Annotated in this window: 18 protein-coding genes and 4 pseudogenes; 12 read left to right on the top strand and 10 right to left on the bottom strand. The window is 60.6% G+C overall.

Translation table 11 applies throughout. The features are described from left to right. Positions 1-20: 20 nt before the first annotated feature. From APY03_RS06475 to APY03_RS42345, 4 genes and pseudogenes are all read left to right on the top strand, one after another. Entirely contained in the window at positions 21-989 is a 969-nt protein-coding gene (locus APY03_RS06475) for a PDR/VanB family oxidoreductase (RefSeq protein ID WP_068675087.1), read from the top strand. 276 nt (positions 990-1265) lie between these two features. Continuing rightward, entirely contained in the window at positions 1266-2918 is a 1653-nt protein-coding gene (locus APY03_RS06470) for a flavin-containing monooxygenase (RefSeq protein WP_068675085.1), read from the top strand. A 31-nt stretch (positions 2919-2949) separates the two neighbouring features. Then, the gene (locus tag APY03_RS06465) at positions 2950-3900 is read left to right on the top strand and encodes a Bug family tripartite tricarboxylate transporter substrate binding protein (RefSeq protein ID WP_162487241.1); all 951 of its coding nucleotides are present in this window, start codon (positions 2950-2952) and stop codon (positions 3898-3900) included. Between the two features lie 30 nt (positions 3901-3930). Beyond that, positions 3931-4944 (top strand): annotated as a pseudogene (locus APY03_RS42345) (CaiB/BaiF CoA transferase family protein); the annotation flags it as partial. A 57-nt stretch (positions 4945-5001) separates the two neighbouring features. On the opposite strand, the pseudogene APY03_RS43370 reads toward APY03_RS42345, so the two are convergent. From APY03_RS43370 to APY03_RS06450, 3 genes and pseudogenes are all read right to left on the bottom strand, one after another. Next, a pseudogene (locus APY03_RS43370) lies at positions 5002-5196 on the bottom strand (acyl-CoA dehydrogenase family protein); the annotation flags it as partial. A gap of 152 nt (positions 5197-5348) precedes the next feature. Beyond that, a pseudogene (locus tag APY03_RS43365) lies at positions 5349-5894 on the bottom strand (acyl-CoA dehydrogenase family protein); the annotation flags it as partial. Positions 5895-5933: 39 nt separating this feature from the next. After that, positions 5934-7163 carry an acyl-CoA dehydrogenase family protein gene (locus tag APY03_RS06450; protein ID WP_068675079.1) on the bottom strand — a complete coding sequence of 410 codons (1230 nt, stop codon included), beginning with the start codon at positions 7161-7163 and terminating at the stop codon, positions 5934-5936. Here APY03_RS06450 and APY03_RS41255 point away from each other — a divergent pair. Beyond that, positions 7162-7308 (top strand): hypothetical protein, encoded by a 147-nt coding sequence (locus APY03_RS41255; protein WP_157103382.1) that lies wholly within the window; start codon positions 7162-7164, stop codon positions 7306-7308. The genes APY03_RS06450 and APY03_RS41255 overlap by 2 nt on opposite strands. A gap of 686 nt (positions 7309-7994) precedes the next feature. After that, positions 7995-8786, top strand: coding sequence for a cupin domain-containing protein (locus APY03_RS06445; RefSeq protein WP_146039626.1), 792 nt, complete (start codon positions 7995-7997; stop codon positions 8784-8786). 397 nt (positions 8787-9183) lie between these two features. On the opposite strand, the pseudogene APY03_RS06440 reads toward APY03_RS06445, so the two are convergent. From APY03_RS06440 to APY03_RS06415, 6 genes and pseudogenes are all read right to left on the bottom strand, one after another. Then, positions 9184-9888: pseudogene (locus tag APY03_RS06440) on the bottom strand (IS5 family transposase); the annotation flags it as partial. A gap of 30 nt (positions 9889-9918) precedes the next feature. Next, on the bottom strand, positions 9919-10761 hold the full coding sequence (locus APY03_RS06435) for a DMT family transporter (protein ID WP_068675074.1): 843 nt from the start codon (positions 10759-10761) through the stop codon (positions 9919-9921). 116 nt (positions 10762-10877) lie between these two features. Continuing rightward, positions 10878-11798 (bottom strand): NAD-dependent epimerase/dehydratase family protein, encoded by a 921-nt coding sequence (locus APY03_RS06430; protein ID WP_232081436.1) that lies wholly within the window; start codon positions 11796-11798, stop codon positions 10878-10880. Positions 11799-11926: 128 nt separating this feature from the next. Next, entirely contained in the window at positions 11927-13828 is a 1902-nt protein-coding gene (locus APY03_RS06425; protein ID WP_068675189.1) for a TRAP transporter large permease, read from the bottom strand. Positions 13829-13839: 11 nt separating this feature from the next. After that, positions 13840-14853: a TRAP transporter substrate-binding protein gene (locus tag APY03_RS06420; protein ID WP_146039625.1), complete on the bottom strand. Its 1014-nt coding sequence runs from the start codon at positions 14851-14853 to the stop codon at positions 13840-13842. A 198-nt stretch (positions 14854-15051) separates the two neighbouring features. After that, complete coding sequence (locus APY03_RS06415) at positions 15052-15972, bottom strand: LysR family transcriptional regulator (protein WP_083944190.1); 921 nt, start codon at positions 15970-15972, stop codon at positions 15052-15054. Between the two features lie 253 nt (positions 15973-16225). Between APY03_RS06415 and APY03_RS06410 the strand changes: the two genes are divergently transcribed. From APY03_RS06410 to APY03_RS41250, 3 genes are all read left to right on the top strand, one after another. Then, entirely contained in the window at positions 16226-17011 is a 786-nt protein-coding gene (locus tag APY03_RS06410) for an SDR family NAD(P)-dependent oxidoreductase (RefSeq protein WP_068675060.1), read from the top strand. Between the two features lie 145 nt (positions 17012-17156). Next, positions 17157-18233, top strand: a complete 1077-nt coding sequence (locus tag APY03_RS06405; protein WP_068675058.1) for an alkene reductase — start codon at positions 17157-17159, stop codon at positions 18231-18233. Positions 18234-18315: 82 nt separating this feature from the next. Next, positions 18316-18486 carry a hypothetical protein gene (locus APY03_RS41250; RefSeq protein ID WP_157103381.1) on the top strand — a complete coding sequence of 57 codons (171 nt, stop codon included), beginning with the start codon at positions 18316-18318 and terminating at the stop codon, positions 18484-18486. Between the two features lie 118 nt (positions 18487-18604). On the opposite strand, the gene APY03_RS06400 is transcribed toward APY03_RS41250, so the two are convergent. Continuing rightward, the gene (locus tag APY03_RS06400; RefSeq protein ID WP_068675056.1) at positions 18605-19732 is read right to left on the bottom strand and encodes a DNA-binding protein; all 1128 of its coding nucleotides are present in this window, start codon (positions 19730-19732) and stop codon (positions 18605-18607) included. 1420 nt (positions 19733-21152) lie between these two features. Here APY03_RS06400 and APY03_RS06395 point away from each other — a divergent pair. From APY03_RS06395 to APY03_RS06385, 3 genes are all read left to right on the top strand, one after another. Beyond that, positions 21153-21587, top strand: coding sequence for a hypothetical protein (locus tag APY03_RS06395; RefSeq protein ID WP_232081419.1), 435 nt, complete (start codon positions 21153-21155; stop codon positions 21585-21587). A gap of 76 nt (positions 21588-21663) precedes the next feature. Next, positions 21664-22896 carry a TolC family protein gene (locus APY03_RS06390; RefSeq protein WP_068675184.1) on the top strand — a complete coding sequence of 411 codons (1233 nt, stop codon included), beginning with the start codon at positions 21664-21666 and terminating at the stop codon, positions 22894-22896. Then, entirely contained in the window at positions 22893-23807 is a 915-nt protein-coding gene (locus APY03_RS06385) for an efflux RND transporter periplasmic adaptor subunit (protein ID WP_083944189.1), read from the top strand. The genes APY03_RS06390 and APY03_RS06385 overlap by 4 nt, the downstream gene beginning before the upstream one ends. The last annotated feature ends 1 nt before the right edge of the window (position 23808 follow it).

Below are 23808 nucleotides of genomic sequence, written 5' to 3'. Positions count from 1 at the left end.
GCATTCGCCAAGGAACAAAATTGCAGAATCGATCGAATCTGTTGGTGCGCGTCGCCCGCAAGCAATTCGAGGCCTCCGGCATACAGACCTTCGAATTCGTTGCGGCGACTGGCGGCATCCTGCCGCCGTTTTCGGCCGGATCACACATCGAAGTCCACCTGCCGGGAGGCATCACCCGGTCGTATTCGTTGTTCAACGATCCGTCCGAGGGCCACCGCTATCTGATCTCAGTCTTGCGAACAGTGACATCGCGAGGCGGATCGAGCGCGATGCACGAACTGGTCAATGAGGGCGATGTATTGGAGATCAGCGCACCGCGCAACCACTTTGCGCTGGCATCCGACGCCAGGCGCCACCTGCTGATTGCTGGGGGCATCGGAGTGACCCCGATTCTCTGCATGGCGCAGCGGCTGGCCGCACTCCAAAGCAGTTTTGACTTGCACTACTGCACGCGCTCGGTTGAAAGCACTGCGTTCCGGGCGTTGATCGCGGCCTCTCCAGCGCTTGGAAAGAATGTGTCCTTTCATTTCGACGACGGCGCACCAGAGCAGCAGCTTGACCTTAAGGCGTTGCTGCATCCTGAGCAAGGCACCCACCTCTATGTTTGCGGTCCTGCGGGCTTCATGGAAGCCGTGTTGTCGACAGCTCGCCTGCAAGGATGGGATGAAGCCGCGCTTCACTATGAGTATTTCTCGGCCGGTGACGCGATGGCGGGTCCTGGATCGGCATTCGATGTTCAGCTAGCCAGCTCAGGCAGGGTGATCAAAGTCGATTCGAATCTGACTGTTGTGCAGGCGCTCCAGGCGGCTGGTGTTGGTATCACCGTGTCCTGCGAGCAGGGCATCTGTGGTGCCTGCCTGACGCGCGTCATCGAGGGTATTCCGGACCACCGCGACTTTTACCTTACACCGGACGAGCAGGCCGCCAATGATCAGTTCACACCATGCTGTTCGCGCGCAAAGTCTGCGCGGCTCGTGCTGGACCTGTAATCACGGAGATGGCCTGACACGCGCAACCGTGGCGTGCTGGCCGAGTGCTCACTTCGGTCCCGGCCGGCTTGTTTTTTCCATGGGTCAAAGGCATGGATGTATTCAACAAAGCAAGGCAGGACGGCGGTTATTGAAGTTGTGCGGATTTAGCATACCCCTTCAAGACTTGCGGGCAGTCGGCGGACAACTTCTCGTTTGAAGGTCGGCGAAACGGCGAGATGACGACGGTCGGAAGATCGCTTCTGGCGCCTTGAAACATCAAAGGAAACATTCAAAATGCAAACCACGACGTCAGATTCGAAGTCACGTCTGCCTGTGGCGGCCCGCGTGGACGCGGTCGTCGTTGGAGCTGGCTTCGCCGGGCTTTACGCTGTGCATCGCTTGCGTAAGCAGGGCATGACCGTGCTTGGCATCGATGCGGCCAGTGACGTGGGCGGCACTTGGTACTGGAATCGCTACCCAGGCGCGCGCTGCGACGTGCCCAGTCTCAACTATTCCTACACCTGGAGCGAAGAGGTACGTCGTGAGTGGCGCTGGAGCGAGAAGTATGCGACGCAGCCGGAGATCCTGCGCTACATCCAATTTGTCGCGGACAAATTCGACCTTCGCACGGACTATCTTTTCGATACCCGCGTTACCGCAGCCGATTTTGATGAGGATGCTGGAACTTGGTATGTGAAGACAAGCGCGGGTGATCGTATCGAGGCTCGCTATGTGTTGCTGGCGACCGGCAATCTGTCGGTGCCGAACTATCCGAAGGTTCCAGGGCTGGGAGATTTCGCGGGACCCGTGTACCACACGGGCAAATGGCCACATCAGAAGGTGGATTTTCGCGGCAAGCGGGTCGGGGTGATCGGCACGGGATCTTCGGGCGTTCAGGCAATTCCGATAATTGCCGAGGAAGCGGAGGAACTGTTGGTTTTTCAGCGCACGCCCAATTTTTCCGTACCCGCCCACAACGGTCCGCTGACCGATGAGGACCACCTGCGGTTCGAGGCGGACCTTCCGAAATTCAGGAAGAGCCTGGAGAACTTCGGCCGTGTGCCGTCTTCGGCCTACTCGGCGCCAGTGCCTTCCGATGAAGAACAGCGCGCACGGTACAACCATCTTTGGGAAAATGGTGGCGAGTCGTTCCTTGTGGCCTTCCCGAACTTGCTGACCAGTCAAGAGGTCAATGACGGTGCCGCCGCATTCGTCCGCGAGAAGATCCGCACCATTGTGAAGGATCCGGCGACAGCACGGGCCCTGAGCGCAACGACCTCTCCATTTGGCGTGAAGCGGGTCTGCGTGGACACCAACTACTTTGCCACGTTCAACCGGCCGAACGTCAAATTGGTGAATTTGCGGCAAGAGCCGATCGAGACCATCACCCACAACGGATTGATGACCTCAACCGGGAGATACGAATTCGACGAACTGGTGATCGCTACCGGCTACGACGCCATGACGGGTGCGATCCTCGCCATGGATATCCAGGGTCGGGACGGCCGAAAGCTGAGGGACGAATGGGCGGCCGGTCCACAGTCTTACCTTGGCCTCATGGTCCACGGATTCCCCAACCTGTTCACCATCACGGGACCCGGAAGCCCCTCGGTGATTGGCAATGTGTTGCTGCATGGCGAGCATCATGTGGACTATGTGCTGCGCTTGATCGAGCACGCCGCGGGAAAGCAGGAGCCAACGATCGACGTGACCGCCGAGGCACAGGACAAGTGGGTTGCACACGTCGCGGCCGTTGCTGACAAGACACTGTTCCCGATCGCCAATTCTTGGTACCTGGGCGCAAACATCCCGGGCAAACCCAGGGTCTTCATGCCCTATGTCGGGGAGGGGTATCGGACAAAATGTGCGGAGATCGCCGCGCTCGGGTATGTCGGCTTTTGCTTCAACGAGACCCCTGTCTTGTCGGATAGCGCAAAGAGCGCATGAGAGGGGCCAGAAAATCATGAGGAAATCTGCCGTGGCGCTGGCGCTTGTTGGCGTCCATGGCGCGCATGCCCAGCCCGTTTATCCGGCCAAGCCGATTCGCCTGCTCGTCAATGCAGCACCCGGAAGCGGTGGCGACTCACTGGCCCGGCTGCTGGCTGAGAAGCTAGCGCGCGAACTCAACGGCACTGTCGTCGTCGAAAACAAACCGGGCGCCGGCGGCACCATCGCCATGGACATGCTCACCCGGGCTGCGCCCGACGGCTACACGCTGGGCCTAGGGAGCCACTCGACTCACATCCTGGGCCCCGCGTCCAGCCGCCATGTCCCCTATGACCCAGTGAAGGACTTCACACCTATCGGGAAAGTTGGCTCGGCCGCGACGCTGCTGATCGCGGTGAAGGACTACCCCGCAGACAACCTAGATGAAGTGGTCGCCCTGTCGAAGAGGAGCAAGGAACCCCTTCAGTATGCTTCCTGGGGAAACGGCTCGTCCGGACACTTTTGTGGGGAGCTCCTGAACTACCGATTCAAGCTGGGCATGGCCCACATTCCCTACAAGTCTGTAGCCCAGATCCAGACGGACCTGATCGGCGGACATGTGAAGTTGGCCTTTGTCGACATGGGTACCGGTACCGCGATGGTCAAGGGTGGCAAGGCCAAGGCCGTTGCGTCTTGCGGCGATCGCAGCCCGAGCCTCCCGGAAGTCGCGAGCTACAGCGACCTCGATGTCGACGTTGCCGGCAAGAGGCCGACGCCGCCGCGGTGGACGCTCTATGCACCGGCCCGTACGCCGGCGGCTGTATCCGCACCACTTGCGAAGGCTTTGCGGGCCACGGTGGAGAGCCCGGAGGTGAAAGCATGGATGCTGAATCAGGGTATCGTTCCAGGGTTCATCGAAGGGGAAAAGGTAAGGGAAATGAATCGCGAGGACCTGATCTTCTGGACCGGTGTGGCCAAGGCTGCCAACATCGTCACCGACTGATGCGCGCTTGCCAGCGCATGGGATCCGTTCATGTCTGAAGAACTCGCGCTGCCGCTTTCCGGGCTGCGTGTGCTTGATTTTTCGAGAGTGCTGGCCGGACCGCTCTGCGCGATGGCACTGGGGGACCTCGGCGCTGATGTGGCGAAGGTCGAGCATCCCGATCGGGGGGACGACACTCGGGACTGGGGCGTACGCATCGGACACACCGAAACGGCGTACTTCAACAGCGTCAACCGCAACAAGCGCTCGATTGCCTTGGACCTTCAGAGTGAATTCGGCCGCGAGCTGGCGCTGTCACTTGCAGCAAAGAGCGATGTTGTGATCCAGAACTTCAAGTTCGGTGGCATGGAGAAGCTCGGCCTGGGATATGAAGACCTGCGCAAGGTCAACCCCCGCCTGGTCTACTGTTCGGTCTCCGGCTATGGCAGTGACGGCAGCGAGGCGTCTCGGCCCGGTTACGACCTGGTGGTGCAAGGCGAGGCCGGTCTGATGGCCATGAATGGCGAGCAGGATCGGCCGCCGTTGAAGTTCGGCATCGCCGCCGTCGACCTGATGACCGGCATGTATGCGGCACAGGGCGTGCTGGCGGCGCTGTACCAACGCGAGCGGACTGGCCGGGGTCGTCACATTCAATTGGCGCTGTTCGACTGTGGGGTGATGATCACCGCTTACTACGGACTCGAGGCGCTGCATATCGGTGAAGATCCCCCGCGCTACGGGAACGCACACCCCTCCATCGTGCCGTACGGAGTGTTCGACGCGGTGGACGGTCCGCTGGTGATCACTGTCGGCAACAACGCACAGTACCAGCGCTTTTGCAGGGAGGTCATCGGCCGTCCTGACCTCGCGGAGACTGCGGAATTCAAGACAAATATTGGCCGTTCGATCCATCGCGAACGGTTGCTCCCGCAAATCGAGTCTGCCTTGAAAAGGCTGCCGAGGGCATTGTTGATGGAGAGGCTGACGCTGGCATCCATTCCCTGCGGTGAGGTGTTGGGCCTTCACCAGGCATTGACTTCTGCGCGTGTTCGGGAAGCCGGTCTGGATTGCCTCTTCCGACACCAGCGTCCCGATACGGCCCATTGAGAACTTGGCGGCCGACAAAGCGCGCTCCCGTTGGATGCGGTCGTTGCCGTCGAATGCCGCGGCCGCGTTGATGACCGCCGAGTTGGCCTGTTGGATCTCGAGCAGTACGGTCGCCATGCGGTGCTGCAGAGCCTGGAAACTGCCGATAGTGACGCCGAACTGCTTTCGGGTCTGTAGAAATTCGACAGTGGCGTCGCATGCGACATGCATGGCTCCGACGCTCTCAGCGCAAAGTGCGAGCAGGCCAGCTCCGATGGCGCGTTCCAATGATCGAAGCCGCCGGTCAGGGCGATTGCCTGGACATTCTGCAGCTCGAGGCTGGACACGCTGCCGCCGTCGATGGTGCCCAGAGAACTCATCGCGAGACCTTCCGCATCGGCTGCCACCAAAAAGAGGTTGATGCCATCCTCCTCATTGACGGCGCCCGAGGTGCGCGCAGAGACGATGAACCAGTGCGCGGACAGGCCTTGTCGGATCGCACACTTGCTGCCATCCAGCCTCCAAATATCTGAATCGTCACTGCGCCGAGCCGTGACAGCTACGAAAGCCGGGACGTAGCGCCCGTCGGCTTCCTCCCATGCCAAGGTTGCTCGCACTTCGCCCGATGCGATTCGCTCCAACAGCGCATCGTGCCCACCAGCGTGAAGAAGCGCCTGTCCCGCCATCAGGCTGCCTAGAAAAGGCTCGACGACCAGGCCTCGGCCCAGAGCCTCGAAGACGGTGGCGATGTCGAATCCGCTCCCACCCAGGCCACCGTGGCTCTCGGGAAACAGCGCCGCGACCGTGCCGAGTTCGGCGAAGCCCGACCACGTCGCTTCGTCGAAGCCGGGTTTGCTGTAGGCGATGGCATGGCGGTGCTCAATCGGATAGCGGTCCGATATGAATCGGCTCAACGTATCAGCCAGCATGCGTCGGTCTTGCGTCGGTTCGAAGTTCATCGCTTTTCCTTACAGGCCCAGCAGCGCCTTGGCGACGATGTTGCGCTGGACTTCGTTGGAGCCGCCGTAGATCGACAGCTTGCGGTTGTTGAAATAGAGGGGTGCGACGCTCATCGCGTCCGGCGGGCCCGGGAAATGGTGCTTGCCACCTTCGGTGCGCTCGACATAAGGGCCGACCAGCATGCCAGGCTCCCAGGAGGCCGCATGGCTACCCATGGCCCGACGCAGCAGGGAGGAGATCTCCTGTCGTATTTCGGTGCCTCGGATCTTCAGCATCGAACTCTCGGCGCCCGGCACGCCCCCGTCGGCCACGGCTGCTATGACGCGCAGGTTGGTGACCTTCATGTTTTCCAGGTCGATCTCGACCCTGGCCAGCCGGGCCGCGAAGGCGGGGTCATCTGCCAGTGGCCGACCGTTCCGCCGGACCTGCATTGCGGCGATCTGCAGGCGTTCGAGCGCTGCCACTGAGAGGCCCATGCCCGCGATATTGGTGCGCTCGTAGGTCAGAAGGTATTTCGCGCAGGTCCATCCCTCGTTTTCGTCACCGACAAGGTTTTCGACCGGCACGCGTACGTCGGTGAGGAAAATCTGGTTGACTTCGTGCCCGCCATCGAGGGTGGTGATAGGCCGGACTTCGATACCGGGCGTTCTCATGTCGATCAGCAGGAAGCTGATGCCCGCCTGCTTCTTGGCATCGCGGTCGGTGCGTACCAGACAAAAGATCATGTTTGCGTAGTGGCCGTAGGTGGTCCAGGTCTTCTCGCCGTTGACGATATAGTGCTCGCCCTGCTCGTCGGCCCCACGCCTTGCAGTGGTGTTCACGGCGGCCAGATCCGAGCCTGCGCACGGTTCCGAATACCCCTGGCACCACCAGTCGGTGCCATCAAGGATGCGCGGCAGCCAGTGCTTCTTGTGCGCGTCCGTGCCGAACTTGATAAGGACGGGTCCAAGCATGTTGACGCCGAAGGGCACGATGCGTGGAGCATGGGCGATGGCACACTCGTCCTCGAAGATCGATTTCTCGATGACGCTCCAGCTTGGTCCGCCGTGTTCCGCGGGCCAGTGGTTGGCCAGCCATTTGCGGCTGTTGAGGATGCTATGCCACTCGGTCATGTCGCCCTGCGTCAGTCGCATGCCATGGCGCCCCTTGTCTGAGATCCGCTTCGGCAATCGAGCTTGGAGGAAGCCGCGAACCTCCTTCCGGAATGCTTCTTCGTTCGGCGTGAAGGAAAGATCCATGACTGTGTTTGCTCTCTCTGGTCTTGATGGCTGTGAAGCGGGGTTGTCTATGTCCCCCGAAATGGGACTTGAATTATTTGGTGCGTTGGTTGGTTTGACAATCACAAGAACACTGGACGAACCGTCAAGCTCCATTGAACAATGAAATCCATGGATGTCCGAGCGTCTCTCATCCACTACGGAGTCGTGGATCCAGAGGGCCTGAGAGAATTCTCTGGAAGGCAGCGCAGGCGTTTGGGCACCGACGTTGTTGTCAGAGGCATTTGGGCCTCTGCTTGGAGGCCGGATGAACCTGGCCCGACCTCATGCTCGACCTCGAGACGACGACATGCATCGAGTCCTCTAGTGTCCGCTCGCAGGCAAAGACGCGCGTGCAAAGACCGTCGGCCCCATCGCCATGCCACGAAGGCATGGTCACGGCCAATTCGGCAAGCACTATTGCCGGAAACTGAATGGATACCGGCGACCTGCGCTGTAGGATTCGCCTACCTGCCGCCAGTCACCTTATGGCGGCGGGCGCGCGGAACGCAGATGCAAAAGCTTGCCGCGTGGTCCGCCGGAGACTTCGGTGCGTGCGCCCTGAGCCTACGCGATCTGCCCGACCTCGGGCCGATTAGCAGAGGTGCAGGGCGGTGATCGAGAGCGGAGCGGACGTTCCGTTCCGCGATAGTGGCTGCAGCGCGAAACCGCAGGCAGCATCGTCAACAACCTAGGGCACAACATAGGAGCGAAGGAACTATCGGATGCATAGGCCGGTCGACGAGATCCCGCTGGCACAGCCAGCGTCTCGGCGACCTGCTTATGGCCGGAAGGGCCTTCACAAGAGACAAGATGAATTCACGACTCCCACCCGTCAGCGTCCCTCGCGATGTCTACGTCAGCCGCCGAGAGGCTCTGAACTGGAAGGATGCTTCCAAACCCGGGTTGCGCCTAGCACCCGTGCACGAGAACCGCGACACCGGTCGCTTTCTCGGGCTTCTTGGCTTCGAAGCCATGACTTCCTCCGGCTTGCACCAGCATGGCGATGTTGGCTTCAGCTATCTGCTAAGTGGCAGCATTCGCGACTACGCCGGCAAGACAGAACCCGGTGAGATGGGCATCAACCTGCCAGGGGCGACCCACGACGCGATCGCCTATGTGCCCAGCGCCGTCGCCTCGCGCCTGGACGGTCACGTGCTATATGTGGGCGAGGATTTCGACGATGCGCCGCATCTGCATGCGGGAGGACGAGTCGGAAACTTCACCAACAAGCGTCCGGAAGATCCTCCGACGCTCAACGTGGCGGTGGAAAGTATCCCGGCCACCGTCACCCGTGTTGCGGGTCTTTCGAGGCGGCTCATTTCTGATTACCGAGGCACTGCGCACAACTTCCGGAACGCAGCCTTGACGCTGATTCCCGGTACACGGGTGCCACCCTTCGTCGTCAGTGCGCCCATCGAAATTTTCCTCATTGCCGGCAGCTTCGAAATCAACGGACAGCATGCGGAGTCTGGCGGCTTCTGCATCATCGAGGGCGGCACGCAAGTGCAGCTCTCGAGCAGCCACGGCGCATTTTTGATCGCCTGGTCCGAAGCGCCCGTCCAATGGCTGGATAGCGCCAACCCTGACCTTTTTGGCTTCTGATTGACGCGGCGCCGCCATCATCGCGACTTCCGTCGCGGTCATGGCATGCGGCCTCGCGCGGCGTGGTCCTCCTCTGCATGACGAAGGCAAGCTCATTGCCGTCCTGCGCCCACCGACTGACGTCGGCGCGAAGGGGAAGAGTGCCCACGCCACTAAAAAGAAAGACGAAGCAGGACGCCATCGCATCAGGGCGTCGACCACGACGTACACCTGCCCTGAAAAGAGTTCCAAGTCCCAGCACGAGCCAGTTCTGCACGCTAGGGAGACGCTGAACTATTAGCGTCGCAGCCAGAGTTGAAGACATGACGAAGGAATGCAGCCGAGAAATCCGTCGACTTCGCGGTGCGCGGCCTTCGCCACATAGGTTTTACACCTCGTTCGAGGCCACTTCCGCTGTTCAAGACGCACCTCGGGCTGCGACGCGCAGGAGCGACCTTTTGGCGATGACCAAGTTGGCCAGTCCGAATAGGCTGAACAGCTGCGCTTCGTTCTTGGCCAGGCCCTTGTAGCGCGCCTTCTTGTGACGAAACAGGTTCTTGATCACATGGAACGGATGCTCGACCTTGGCCCGGATGCTCGCCTTCAGCTGCTCGACCTTCTCGAGCAGTCGCGCCCACTTGCACTGCGGGTCCAGTTGCCTACGCTTGCCCGGCTGCATCGCCACATGCCACTTCGGCCCTTGCGCTTCTTCGCGTTTGTCGACGCCCCGGTAGCCCGCGTCGCCGAAGGCCACGGTCTCCTCGCCGTGCAGCAGCACGCCGGCTTGCGTCACGTCGTTGACGTTGGCCGCCGTGGCGACCACCGTGTGCACCAGCCCCGATCCGGCATCCACGCCCACATGGGCCTTCATCCCGAAGTGCCAGGCGTTGCCTTTCTTGGTTTGGTGCATCTCGGGATCGCGTGTGTTGCCTGCGTTCTTGGTCGAGCTGGGCGCGGCGATGATGGTCGCGTCCACGATGGTGCCCGCGCGCATCAGAAGCCCTTGCTCGGCAAGATGGGCGTTGATCTCCTCGAACAAGCCCTTGGTGAGGTCGTTGTCCAGCAGCAGGCGCCTGAACTTCAGCAACGTGGTGGCGTCGGGCACCGACTCGCGCGACAAGTCGCCGGGATCGATCAATTAACCAGCGTCTCCCTAGCTCTTGACAAGAACCAACATGAGAGATGCACCACAACAAGCCATCGCTGTCAGTTGCATCGGCCCGAGCGGCTCGCCATGCACCCAAGCGCCGGTCACCATCGCCACCATCGGCACCATGACGGTGGAAAGGCCAGCAAGCGTAGGCGAGAGTGCGCCAGCGATTGAAAACCACACGACACCACCCAGGGCCATCGGCACGACCGTTAGATAGGCAATCACAATCACGGTGCTCCACGATGGAGCAAAGGGATGGCCGTTCGCCATCAACAGGGCGGCGATCGCAATCGGAATGCCACTGATGATCAGTTGCCAGCCTGTCGAGACGATCAGCGGGACCGTCAGTCCCGCGCGCTTGAGGATCAAGGTGCCAGCGGCCCAAGCGATGCCTCCTGACAGCCCCAGCAAGAAACCAAGTGGTGCTTTGGCATAGGTGCCGCGTGCGGCATAGGCAAGGCACGCAACGCCGGTTCCTGCCAGCAGAATGCTGACGAACAGCCGTGTGGAAGGCCTCTCACCCAGCAGCAGCCATGAGATCAGCGCCGCCCAGATCGGCATCGTGAAGCCGAGAACTGCCGCCTGGCCCGATGGAATAAGGAGGGACGAATAGGTCGTGCATATGTTCCAGATCACCAGGTAGACCCACGCCGCAAGCGTCAGTGGCCAGCGCTGCTCAACCGGCACGAACAGTGACAGTCCTTTGGCACGTGCCGCCAGAAGCAGTAAAACACCAGATGCAAGCAACGACACCGCGCGGAAGGTCCAGATCGAGATCTCGCGCAGAGCGATCGGGAACAGCACCCAACTGGTGCCCCACACCAAGGTCAGTACGATGACCATGGGCAAGACGCGGCCTGTTGCACCTGCGGGAACTCTCATGGAGTCAGCCTGGAAGATGCATCACCGAACCGAATCTCCGGCAGCAAGCCTCTGTTTGTCACTGCGCATCGATGCAACTACGTGACAGTGTCGAGACGAATCATCTCGATCATCTGACCAAGTCGCTGCTCAAACGGAGGGTAGTCGACCCCAAACTCCTCCCAAATCCGTGTGCGGTCATAGACATAGGCCACAGCACCCTTTTGGTTCTCCTCGCTACCCGTTTCGTGATCGAATGCGATGTCGGCGTCGGGAATGTACTTCTTAACCATATCGGCAAGCTGGCCGAGACTCAAGGTTTCGCCACCGGAGTTGTAAACGGAAAATGCGGGCCGCCGCTTCTCGGCGACACGCGTGAATAGCTCGGCTATGTCGTCTCCGTAGACAATGCATCTCATTTGATCACGATACTTGAACCGTGCACTTATTCCTTTGGCCGGGTTGACGATGCATGCCACGTGATCAACTGATCCAAGAATCTTGTCCACTCCTGAGATATTCGCGGGGCGGATGGCGGTGATTGTCATTCCGTGCTTCTCACGGTATTCCTTCGCTTGCCATTCGTTGAATACCTTGTGTACGGCGTACTGGGTCTCGGCAACGAACGCATCGTCCTCAACAACCGGGCGATGGCCGTAGTGGCGTTGTCCGCCATTGACTGCGATCGAGCTGGAGAAAAGCACTCGATCAACCCCGGCCAGATGTGCTGCTTCGAAGCAATTGTCCGATCCGAGGACGTTCACTCTCATCGCTTGACGCGGCGAATAGTCTCCAACAAGAAAACCGAGATGTATCACTATTTCAGGTCGATACGTGAGGAAACTCGACAACACGCTCTCGAAGTCGCAGACGTCAACTCGAATACTGCGAAACTGGGATCCAGGGACATCGAGTTGCAAGCCGGCAATGTCCATGCAGACCACATCGTGTCCACGGGACAGCAGCTTGCGAATGACGCGCCGGCCGAGAAATCCGGCTCCTCCAACAACACAAATCACCACTTCGTAGTTCCTCCGTTCGTAACCAACAAGGGTCTGCGACCCCTGTCACTAGAATTTGACAGACCGTCCTTCTGTGTGTCAATGATCGCCGCGGCGCGACCACCCTGCTTGGAACTCGGGTCTGACTAGACAGTGCGCATGGATTCGGGCAGCATCGCTGTGGTGAGCCAAGGAAAGGCTGCCAGCACAACAATGACCATTAACAAGGCCAGTAGATAGGGCCACATCAGCTTCACTACGTGTTTGGGATTCACATCACCAATGGCGCAAGCTGCATAGAAGCCAACGCCAATCGGGGGGGCGAAGAGGCCTAGTCCGAGAGAGAGAATAACGACTACTGCGTAGTGAACGTCGTTGATCCCGAATTTCTGAGCGATGGGCGCGAGGAGTGGAGCGAACAGGACCACCGCGGGCATACCTTCGAGAACCGAGCCTAGAATTACAAAGAGAATGATCGATACACCCATGAAGGCGGTCCGACCGCCGGGCAAGTCGACCACGAGTTGCACCAGCTCGCGTGAGAATCCAGATTGAGACAGAGCCCAGGACACGCCAGTCGCCGTGCCAAGGATGAGGATGATCGCGCCAGATAGAGAGGTCGCCTGTACCAATCGCCCGTATAGCTGACTCCAGTCATGTGCTCGGTAGAAACAGATGCCAACCAATGCACAGTAGACAATCGCGAATGTCGCGACTTCGGTAGCCGTGGCCACTCCCTCCACGACCAACGTACGCACCATGAAAGGCAGCAGGAGCGCTGGAAGGGCGAACTTGAGACTACTGACTATCTCAACCCAGCTGATGGCTTCACCGGTTGCAGTAGTCTTCCGCGCCTTGTAGGCGCACACGGCAGCGAGCACCAGGCCAGCAAACAGGGCAGGCAGCAGTCCACCGGTGAACAGCGCGCCGATGGAAACCCCGGTCAGCGATCCGTAAATGATCAGCACAAAACTGGGTGGAATCGTCTCCGTTTGAACACCGGTGGACGCGAGCAAGGCGACAAGCTCGGGCTTGGAGGAGCCGCGCTTGTTCATTTCAGGAAAAAGCGGAGGAGCCACCGCTGCCATATCAGCAATCTTGGAGCCGGATATTCCCGAAACCAACATCATCGCTCCGATAATGACGTAATTTAATCCGCCTTTCACACTTCCAAAGATGGAAAATAGAAACCTCACCATGGCCCGCGCGACGCCGCTAAGTTCCATCACGGCGCCCAACGCAACGAACAGTGGGATGGCGACAAGCATGACGTGCGACATGCCTTCATCCATCCGGCCTACGATGACTTCACTTGAGAATCTCGTCGCAAAAACGACGTAGGAGGTAGCCCCAATTCCGAACGCAAAGCCGATTGGCACACCAATCGCAATGCACAATGCAATCCCGAACACCAAATAGATGACCAGATTCACTTTTCCCAAATCGCCAAACAGCGTTGCCATCTTCCACGCCACAAATGAAAAGATGGCAACGATGATCGTGGAAATGATTAGATCTCGCGCTGAGCTCTGTGACCAGAGACGGCACAGATCAAAAAACAGAAGTAGCGCAAGACCGACTACTAGGCCGACCCCCTTGATGCCATTAGGCAATCCGAGCGTTGGTGTGATGACGACCCACTCCGATTCCGTGTAGGAAACAGCGGCTGGCAGCAGGATGCCTAGCAGAACCACTACGAGCACCCCGCCGAGTGTGTCCAGCAGACGAGTGGTTCGGGGCGAGAAAAATTCTGCCGAAAATGGCATCCTCATGTGCTCATATCTCTGGCTTGCGATGGATGCGCCTAAGATGGCAAACCAGAGAAACAGAAAGCCAGCGAGCTCATCGACCCAGACCAGAGGCGCGTGGAAAGCATAGCGAGAAACAGCGCCGGCCAGTACGATCCCAAAGAGCGAGATCAACAAGAGTACGCAAACCGGTTCGATTAGAAGTTTTGCGACGTAGCGCGGTGCACGAGCGCTAAGGTGTCCAGCGCTTTTGGCGGCTGGCGGTGGGATTTGACCAGTCAGAAGGGAGTCTGTCGTCATTCCCGATCCCTCTACAGGCCGGGGGCGTACGGCACGAGCGCCGTCCACGCAGCTTCACCGACCTTTTCGCGCCATTCCTTGTAGAAGCCGACACTGCGGAGGTGCTCCCTGAAGCCGGCAATATCGGGGTCCACAAACGTGACCCCTTTAGCTGCCAACGTCGCGCGGAGCGTCTTGTCAAGCGCCTCAGAGACCTGTCGTTGCTTCTTGGCTTCGCCGTTGATTGCATTTGCAACTATGGTCTGAATATCAGCGGGTATCGTCTTCCAGAAGGCTACACTCGTCAACGGGACGTATCCATCCCAGACGTGATTCGTCATCGAGATATATTTTTGAACCTCGTTGAAGTTTGCAATTGCAAATACCGACAGGGCATTTTCTTGTCCATCTACCAGTTTGGTCTGCAGTGCTGGATAAAGCTCTGCAAAATTCAGTGCCACTGGGGAGGCATTCATTGCCTTGAACAACATGACAAGGCCAGCGCTGACCGGAACACGCACCTTCAGACCCTTCAAATCAGTAACCTTTGCGATTGGCTTGTTTGCAGTGCTGATTTGGCGAAAGCCGTTGTCCCAGGTCGTGTCAAACGCTTTGAGGCCCGCGCGCGGTGCGGCATTCCGGACCACGGCACCGACTTGTCCATCGATGGCCTTCCACATCGCCGCGTAATCAGCGAATGCAAATGGCGTGTTCCAGATCGCACTGTTCGGGACGATGCCGTCCAATATGCTGGCTGTTCCCATGTATAGCTCGAGCGAGCCTTGCCGAGTCTGCGCGATCATGCTTTGGTCTGAGCCAAGTTGGCCCGAGGGGAAGACTTCCAAGCGAACTTCGCCATTGGTCTGCTTCGCGATCTCGGTTGCTGCGGCAGTCAAGCCGACTGCTGAAGAGTGCGTCGCCGGCGCGGAGAGGCCGACTTTCATGCTCAGGGGTGCGGCCCGCGTCGGGAATGAGATCAGAGATCCAGTGGCGGCGACGAGCCCCGCGGTCATCAGATCACGGCGATTTATATTTACAGTGTTCACGTTGTCTCCAAAGCTATCTATTCGGACAGGGAGCTGCGGCGCCCTAAAATGCAGATTGCTCTTTCAGGTCCTTTGCCGTGACGACAGAGCCCGTTTCGCGGCGGGTTTCTGCATGGACCCATCTATTTGTTCAACGCAAGCGTATCGGTAAGCCTGAGGGGAGCAAAGCTCTTAATTCAACAGGTGAATAGCTTCGGGCTATACAGTGCCAGCCCACTCGCGGAGGGCTTGCTCGAAAGATTCGCATTGCACGGTCGGTCGGTGGAAGGACGACTTCAAGAGGCACAAGTGTGTGAAGACATCGATGTCGACTTCGAGCGTCTTCAGCCCACGCTGATGAAGGTAGTCTTTCGAGAACGCATCGACGAACGCAACCCCGAGGTTGTTCTGTACCAGTGAGAATGCGGCTTCACTGCTGTCGACAGAGACGCGGATGGGCCAGTCGGGTGACAACTTGTGCAAGGCCTCCCTTACTTTTTGTCCGATCGGCATCGACTCGTGGTGGCCGATGAGATGCTCTGAGCGAACGTCATTCAATTGAAGGCGCTGACGGTTGGCGAGAGGGCTTGCCGGATTGACGAGCAAAACGAGCCGCTTGCTGGCGAGCACTTCGCAACTGATGCCAGGCGCTTCGCATTGCCAGATCGTCACGCCGAGCGATTGATTGTCGGCAAGCAAATCTGATGGCATGTCTCGGATGAGTCTGGAGGCGATGAAGATCTCCAGGTGCGCAGCATGCCGAAGGTGTGTTTTCAGGATGAAGGGGATAACCGCACTGGTCAACGTTGGGCTCGCGAATATTGAGAGCCGGCCTTTCTCGCCGCCGCGCAAGTTGGCAGCGAAACGGTCGAAGCGTTCGATGCCATGAAAGACCCCCTGGGCTTCCGAAAGCAATAGCTTCGCGTTATCGGTTGGGACGATAGCGTTGCCTCGTCGGACGAAGAGGGTCAAACCCGTCCGGCTCTCCAGTTGGGCGATCAGCTTGCTGATAACGGGCTGTGTAACGTAGAGCAGCTCGGCGGCCCCGCGAGCCGAGCCGCTGAGCATGACGGCGCGAAACGCTTCGATCTGACGGGCGCTGACCCTTGGGCGGGAGCGGGAATTGGCGGATTCTGCCATTGCCTGAGGCTAACTTCGAGTGTGGCCAGCGCGCTTAGGGCTAACGATAGGGTCGCCGGCATGGTTTCGGTGCGCGGGAAGGAGCACTACGTGCATCCTGCCTCGCCCGAGCTGCCCATATAGCCTCATGCTATGGAGCTGGCGATTAAAGCGTCGGCACTGATGGCACCCGCACCTAAACTGCACTTCGATCAGTGAGAACACTTTGTGAATGGCTCTAACCGTCTCGACGCCTCATAAAAAAGGAACTGGAATGGAGACTTTGAAAGGCAAGGTCGCGCTCGTCACCGGCGCTGGGTCGGGTATCGGTGAAGCAATCGCCATCGCCTATGCCGCCGAAGGCGCTGATCTGGCGATCAGCGACATTGATCAGGCATGGGCCCGGCGGACGGCCGAAAAGGCAGTCGCCTTGGGTGCGCGCGCGGTGGGCATCCGTGCAGACTGCGGCGATGTCGCAAGCATCAACGACATGGTCTCGCGCACGGTTGCCGAGTTTGGCCGCGTGGACATCATTGTCAACAATGCAGGCGTAACTCGGCCAGCCTACATCATGGATCTCAACGAGGAAGACTGGGACAAGACCCACCGCGTGAACGCCAAGGGTGTGTTCTTCTGCATCCAGGCGGCGGCCCGTGAAATGATCCGCCAAGGCGATGGCGGTCGTGTCATCAACATTGCCTCGATCGCCGGTCGTGGCTATTCAGGCGCGTCCAACGCGATCTATGCTGCAAGCAAAGGAGCCGTCATTGCCCTGACCAAGACGGCCTCGCAGCAGTTGGGTCGCCACAACATCAACGTTAACTCCATTTGCCCCGGCGCCACCCTGACCGAACTTGCGACCAGCGTGTATGAGCTCGCGGCCCGGGAGAGTGGGGTCACGCTGGAGCAAATGGTCAGCGAAGCGCAAAAACGCATACCCATCGGCCGCGCGAATTCTGCGGAGGACATTGCTGCGATGGCGGTGTTTCTGGCCTCCACGGGCGCGCGAAATATCACCGGGCAGTGCTACAACGTGGACGGCGGCCAGGTCCCGAGCTGACCCTAGTCGCCGTCTTTGGACCTAGTGCACAACTCCCGCGCTTGTTGCTGAGCTTGCGTCCCGCGCCTCATCCAGCGTTGACTGAGGCGTTGTCGCAAGCGAGTTTTTCAGTTTCCATCTTCCAACGTAAGTGAGCCCAGAACCCGTGCCTACATTGTTCGACCCCGTCCGCCTCGGCGCGACCGAAATGTCAAACCGGATTCTGATGTCGCCAATGACCAGGGCGCGCTCCACCGCTGATCATGTGCCGACAGACATGATGGTCGAATACTACGCACAGCGTGCTGGCGCCGGCCTGATCCTGTCCGAGGCAACTGGAATCTCTGCCGAAGGCCTGGGCTGGCCCTATGCACCGGGAATATGGAACCAGGCACAGATCGAGGCCTGGAAGCCTATCACCGCCGCGGTGCGCGAGCAGGGCGGCAAGATCTTTTGTCAGCTGTGGCACATGGGGCGGGTCGTCCATCCCAGTCTTCCCGGCCGTGGGCAGCCAGTGTCTTCTTCCGCCACCACGTCGCCCGAGGACGTCTACACCTACAACGGAAAACAGCCGGCCGTTGAGGCGCGATCACTTGCGCGCGCCGAGATCCAGCGCATCGTCGATGACTATCGGGCCGCTGCGTTGAATGCGGCCGCGGCCGATTTCGATGGGGTGCAGGTGCATGCGGCTAACGGCTACTTGATAGACCAGTTTCTGCGCGACAGCGTGAACCTGCGCGACGACGAGTATGGTGGATCGATCAGCAACCGCGTCAGGTTCCTACGCGAGGTCGTGGCTGCGGTCCTCGACGCTGTAGGGGCGCAGCGCACGGCGGTGCGCCTGTCGCCCAATGAAGCACGAAAAGGCGTTAATGACAGTAACCCGACGGCCTTATTCGAAGCTGCATCGATTGAAATGTCAGCATTGGGGATCGCATTCATCGAGATCCGTGAGCCTGGCTTTTCGGGGACCAATGGACAAGCCGAGCGGCCACCCATCGGCCCAGCAATGCGCCGGGCGTTCGATGGGAAGTTTGTGTTGAATTCCGACTTCGACGCGCTCAAGGCCCAGGCTGCACTCGATGCCGGACTGGCTGACGCCATTTCATTCGGTAGGCCCTTTATCTCAAATCCGGACCTTCCTGCCCGCATGGCCCGAAAGCTGGCGCTAGCGCCGGATGACATGGCGACCTGGTATCTTGGCGGAGCCAAGGGCTACACCGACTACCCGACGGCAACCTGAGCCTCGTCGGGAGGCTGCATCGCTGCGTTCTTGCTGTTCTCCACCCTGGTCGCGACTGCCTTCGGCAACCTAGCCTTGATCCATGCGATCGCGAAGATCGGGTCGCGAGGGTCTCGCTGTGGTTTTATTGGGGCCGGTGTTCGGCGTCGGCTTCGCGGCCCTGCTGCTCGGCGAGGGCCTGTCGGTGTGGCACGCGGTCGGCCTCGTGGCGGTCATCGCGGGCACCGCCCTGGGGGCGTTGAGCCTGGGTTGAGGCGGGGCCGCCTGGGCGGCGCCGCGCGCTCAGCGCACCGCGGCCTCCTGCTGCGGCTCGCCGCTTCGCCGCAACCCCAATGCGACGGTCCGCCCACCAACACGCCTTGTCGTCGAAGCTACTTGGGCGTTCCTTTGCTGCGGCCCGTTGCAGACCTCTCGCCGCCCGCACGCTGCGACTCCAGTCGACGCAGTGCGGCCTTGGTCGCCGCATGGCTGTCTTGCAGCGCCGCGATCTCGTGCTCCGACTGTGCCTGTAGGCGCTCGAGCAGCGCGCCGAGGTCGGTGGCTCTCAGCTCCGTACTCGCGGCACGCTCTCTCAAGGTCGCAAGCTCGACCTGTGCCTCCTGAAGTCGCGACGACCAAGCGGCCACGGCAGTATTGTGGGACGCCGTCGCTTTGTGCAGCGCCTGCTGCGCCGCGGTCGAAGCAGCGTGCGCCGACTCGACATGGGCAGCGTGGGCCTTTTGCTCTTTGGCGAGTTCGGCGCTGGCCTGGCGCGCGGCCATGCGCTCGCGATCGATGTCGGAGAGTAGGCGACGCTCGTGCGCCAGATGACGTTCCTCGGCCTCCCGCGCGTCGCGTCGCGCCACGGCCAGCTCCATCGCCGCCTTCTCGCGAAACGCCTCCTTCCCTGCGAGGGCTTCCTCGAGCCCCTTGCGCAGGCGTCGCAGCTCGGCTTCCGATGCGCTAAGCAGGCGAGCGGCTTCCTGCTGCTGCGAGCGCATCTGAGCCTCCATGGCGGTGACCGCCTGGCGCGAAGAGGCGAGGGCCTCGTCGAGGGCGACGTGGGCCTGCTCGAATGAGACCTCGCGCTTCAGGAGCTCGGCTTCCTGCTGCGCCAGGGTCGTGCGCTGCAACTCGAGTTCGCGTCGCGTTGACTCGCTCATCTGGATCTGCACTTGGTCGGCTTCGCGCCGGGCGACGTCCCAGAGCTGCTCGGCGGCCTGGAGGATGGTCAGGGGAAGCTGATGTGCGTTGCCATGGGTCGCGGCGCTCGGATTGCCTGAATCGGTCAAGCGGGCGCCGCGGCCGCCCAGGCGCTGGCCGAGCGTGGCGAACCAGCGCTCGAGCATCGGGCTGACGGTGTTCGGTGAGCCGCTGCCGATTTTCTGGCGCACGCGTTCGATCGTCGGCCGCAGGCCTTCCTGGAGCAGCGAATCGGCGGCTTCCCAGACCTGCGCTTCCTGGATGCCGCGGCCGCTGCGGATCGGGTGGATGGGGGCGATCGAACTTCTTGGATCCATACCCTGCTCCTTGCGCTTGTCATTACTTGCGATAATAAAACGTTATCGGGACTTATCGATGTATGATGTAGCAAATCATACGTCATACATATGAAACCATGAAGCCAACAGCTCCTCAAGAATCAGGATTGGATGTGGTTCTAGTAATTCGTTTGACAAAGCTCAGGCAATTCCTTTGCGTCGTTCGGCAAGCGCACGGCCGGGGGGCATCCTGCTTGGCATCGATGGGTGGGCCTCCTCGATCGCCCCCGGCGCAAGTCGCCGTCTGGGCGTAACGCGCGCATGTTCTTGAATAAGCCAAGCGGATCTGCTGGGGGCTAACGGGGCCGTTTTGAAAATGCTCGCGTCGTCGCCGGAGTACGATTCGAGCCTCAAAACTAGGCCGGTCGCCGCTCAGAACAAACCGAGAAAGTCGTTATAAATCAACGACCTAGCGGATACAATGCGGGTTATGTAAAATGAATAATGGGGTATGGCTCTTGCCTGCTTGGCCCCCCGTCCATGTGCAGAATCAGTTCGTCGTTTTTGCGCAAAAATGTTCGCGTCTTCATGCTCGCTCCACGGCTTCCTGAGTTGGCGCACCAAGTCTTGTCGCCATGCTGCAGAGCAATGTTCGCGAACGCTTTGGAAGTCGGCGGTCTCGCGGGTCGGCTCAGGAGGCGTGGTGGGCTGCTTCGGCTCATGAACGACTCGTTGAAGCTCCAGGATGTCCCTGAGACCGGGCCAACGGGGCGAACCTTTGGTCGTGACGCTGGTCGTGGCTGGCTGCTCGCCGTTGTGCTTGACATCAGGCGCCGTGCTTCCCAAGCGCACTGAGCAGGCCGATCGAGCTGGCGCCAGCGTGCTCACCTCACGCCACCTTGGTGGCCCTGCCGCGCCCTAACGCCGGCATGGCCTTGATAGAGACCAGCTCGCTCACGAGCTCCACCAACGTCTGGGTGACGATGACCGCAGGCACCCAAGGAACCGCGCGCAGGGATCGCCAAGCCCAGCGGCAGTACAACCAGCGAGTTGCGGGTCCCGTCTGCTGGATTGGAGGAACCAGACGCTGACGCCCAACACCGACGTCATCTACCTGACGCCCTACTTCGACACAAAAGAGGTCGTACCCTTGGTTTTGGAGATCGCGCCGGCCGATGACGGCTCCCCGGCGGTAGCAACCTCGCTACCGCTTTGTCCTTGGAGCCCCCAAGCCCAATCCGTGCGTAGAAGCGGGCTGTGAACGCGCTGCTGAGAAAGACAAGAAAAGCCTACGCCAAGCGCAACGCCTTGCCCCACAAGCAGGCGCGCGCTGACCAAGGAGCCGCTGGAGACGGTTTTGGAAACCTGTGATGAGTCGTTGAAGGGCAAGCGCGATCGTGCCCTCCTCCTCTTTGCCTGGCCTCGGGTGGGCGGCGGCACTCGGAGGTGTCAGAGGGAGGTGTTCGAGAACCTGCACCGTACCGATGGATGCGCCTACACTCTCAAAGGTATGTTCCGTAAAGGCATTCATCGCTGCGCGACCGCCCTCGCTGTCGTCCTTTCGCTGTTGTTTTCACAACTGGCGCTGGCCAGCTACGTCTGCCCGGGCCAAGCGGACATGACCGCAATGGCGGACATGATGGTGGCTGGCGAACCCTGCGAAGGCATGGATACGGTCCAGCCGGTGCTTTGCCACCAGCACGCAGCCGACATGTCTCTGTCGTTCGAGCCAGTGAAGCTCGCGACTCCCTCGCTGCCGGCCATCGTGCAAGTACTGGTCGTGCCGCTTCTCCTTGAGGCACAGCTTGCCGGTGCGTTTCCAGTCGCAGCGGCACCGGAGCTTCGGCCCCCGCCTGACCCGGTATTCCTCTCCACGCTCAGACTCCGGGTCTGAAATCTCCGTCGACTGAATGGCGCTGGTGCGGCTCGACCGCTCGCCAGCCGATGCCCCATTTGTCTTCGGAGTCTTCATGCAATCCCTTCTGTTGCGCGCCGCCGCTTTGGCAGCCACACTGCTTCCCTACCTGGTAGAGGCAGCCCCCCTTACCCTCGAGACGGCGCTTGACCTTGCCGTCAAGCGCTCCGATATGGCTCGCGCCGTGCGCGCGGGCGTGACGAGCGCGTCTGAGACGGCCCGCGCTGCGGGCCAGCTTCCGGACCCGACGCTGCGCGCTGGCATCGAGAACCTGCCGGTAACCGGGGCAGACCGCTTCAGCACCACGCGCGACCCAATGACGATGAAGCGCATCGGCATCAGCCAGGAATGGCTGTCTGGCGAGAAGCGAGCAGCCCGACAAGCCTCTGCCAACGCGCTGGTTGCGCGCGAGGGAGTCCAGGCTCGCGGTGCTGAAGCCGAAACCCGGCTGAACACGGCGCTCGCCTACCTCGACGCCTACTACGCCGGCGAGGCGCTGAAGCTCACGACCCTGATGGAGCATCACGCCCACGAAGAGTTCGAGGCGGCACGTGCCCGCCTGGCTTCGTCAACAGGAAGCAGCCAGGAAGCGCTCGCCCTAACTGGTGCGCGCGGATTGGCCGAGGACGAGTCGGCCGAAGTTCGTCAGTTGCAAAGTGCCGCGCAAGTTGCGCTCCAGCGTTGGGTCGGCACCGACGCCGACGAATTGGCCCCCGTCGCCCCGTTTCCGTTGCCGACGGAGCAGGCATACGTCGCAGCTCATCCAGCTGTGCTGGCAAAGCAGTTCGACATCGATGTGGCCACCCGAGCGGCCGCCGTCGCGGCCTCGGAACGCAAGCCAAATTGGACCTGGGAGGTTTCATACGGGCAACGCACGGGCTATTCGGACATGGCGACTTTCGGCGTGAGCATCCCGCTTCAGGTAGCCCCGTCCGAACGACAGGACCGGGAGACCGCAGCAAAGTTCGCCTTGGCTGACAAAGCCGAGGCGGAGCTTGGAGAGGCTACACGCACCGCCACCGCCGAATATCGAGCGCTCGCCAGCGACTCGAAACGCTTGCGTGAACGCATCGAGCGGTATAGCGCTGGAGTCGTGACGCCTGCCTTACAACGGACCGCGGTAGCCACCGCCGCCTATCGGTCGAACCAGGGCACGCTACTGACCCTCTTCGAGGCGAGGCACGCCGAGGTGGATGCGCAACGAAAGCTGCTTTCGCTTCAGCGCGACCTCGCAAAAGCTCAAGCCCAGCTTGCATTCAAACCTCTTGCTCCGGGAGCCGCCCAATGAAACGCGCTCGCCTAACAACACTGCTTGTCGTAGCTGCTACGTTACTGATTGGCGCGGGCTTCTTTCTCGGGCCTCAGACCGGCCAGCATCCCGGGGGAAGCGATGCCGCCTCTTCGACCGAAGGCCGCAAGGTTCTCTACTGGCACGACCCGATGGTTCCAGGCCCACGCTTCGACAAGCCGGGCAAGTCGCCGTTCATGGACATGCAACTCGTGCCCATGTATGCCGACAGCGCTCCCAGCGATTCTGGAGTCAAGGTCAGTCCGACGGTGCAGCAAAACCTGGGCATCCGCTTCGCTGCGGTACGTCGTGCCGAAGCCTCGAGCTCGTTCGACGCCATTGGTTCCGTGCAGTTCGACGAGCGGCTGAACGTGGCGGTACAGTCGCGCGTCGCTGGGTACGTCGAACGCCTGGCGGTGCGCGCCCCCATGGAGCGGGTACGCAAGGGCCAGGCCCTGGCAACCATCTTCGCGCCGGAGTGGCTCGGACCGCAGAACGAGTTGCTTGCGCTCCAGCGCGCCGGCGTCGCACCCGACCTCATCGCGGCAGCGCGTGAGCGGATGCGCGCGATGTCAATTCCGGCGGAACTCATCCGACAGAGCGAAAGCACAGGAACCGCGCAGGCACGCTTCACCCTCAGCGCCCCGACCGATGGCGTCGTCGCCGAGTTGGGCGTCCGGGAAGGGGTTGCCGTCACGCCCGGCATGACGCTGTTTCGCATCGCCGGTCTCGACAAGGTCTGGGCCGTGGCCGATGTTCCGGAAGCCCAGGCGCTACGGCTGACCCGAGGTCAGAAAGTCACGGCAGTGATTCAGGCTGATGCCTCTCAAACCTTCGATGGCGAACTCAAGGAAATACTTCCGGAAGTCAGTTTGAACCACACCGGCTTTCGAGGAGGCCTGTTGGCTTGAG

Source organism: Variovorax sp. WDL1 (assembly GCF_001541225.1).
Classification (GTDB): domain Bacteria; phylum Pseudomonadota; class Gammaproteobacteria; order Burkholderiales; family Burkholderiaceae_C; genus Variovorax.
This window is presented reverse-complemented; position numbering and strand designations above follow the sequence as displayed.

What these genes read in the sequence shown, in the direction of transcription:
- APY03_RS41255 (WP_157103382.1), top strand. Translation starts at nt 7,162, where the DNA reads ATGACTGTGTTTGCTCTCTCTGGTCTTGATGGCTGTGAAGCGGGGTTG.
- APY03_RS06470 (WP_068675085.1), top strand. Translation starts at nt 1,266, where the DNA reads ATGCAAACCACGACGTCAGATTCGAAGTCACGTCTGCCTGTGGCGGCC.
- APY03_RS06410 (WP_068675060.1), top strand. Translation starts at nt 16,226, where the DNA reads ATGGAGACTTTGAAAGGCAAGGTCGCGCTCGTCACCGGCGCTGGGTCG.
- APY03_RS06385 (WP_083944189.1), top strand. Translation starts at nt 22,893, where the DNA reads ATGAAACGCGCTCGCCTAACAACACTGCTTGTCGTAGCTGCTACGTTA.
- APY03_RS06435 (WP_068675074.1), bottom strand. Translation starts at nt 10,761, where the DNA reads ATGGTCATCGTACTGACCTTGGTGTGGGGCACCAGTTGGGTGCTGTTC.
- APY03_RS06425 (WP_068675189.1), bottom strand. Translation starts at nt 13,828, where the DNA reads ATGACGACAGACTCCCTTCTGACTGGTCAAATCCCACCGCCAGCCGCC.
- APY03_RS41250 (WP_157103381.1), top strand. Translation starts at nt 18,316, where the DNA reads ATGCGATCGCGAAGATCGGGTCGCGAGGGTCTCGCTGTGGTTTTATTG.
- APY03_RS06445 (WP_146039626.1), top strand. Translation starts at nt 7,995, where the DNA reads ATGAATTCACGACTCCCACCCGTCAGCGTCCCTCGCGATGTCTACGTC.
- APY03_RS06415 (WP_083944190.1), bottom strand. Translation starts at nt 15,972, where the DNA reads ATGGCAGAATCCGCCAATTCCCGCTCCCGCCCAAGGGTCAGCGCCCGT.
- APY03_RS06400 (WP_068675056.1), bottom strand. Translation starts at nt 19,732, where the DNA reads ATGGATCCAAGAAGTTCGATCGCCCCCATCCACCCGATCCGCAGCGGC.
- APY03_RS06390 (WP_068675184.1), top strand. Translation starts at nt 21,664, where the DNA reads ATGCAATCCCTTCTGTTGCGCGCCGCCGCTTTGGCAGCCACACTGCTT.
- APY03_RS06450 (WP_068675079.1), bottom strand. Translation starts at nt 7,163, where the DNA reads ATGGATCTTTCCTTCACGCCGAACGAAGAAGCATTCCGGAAGGAGGTT.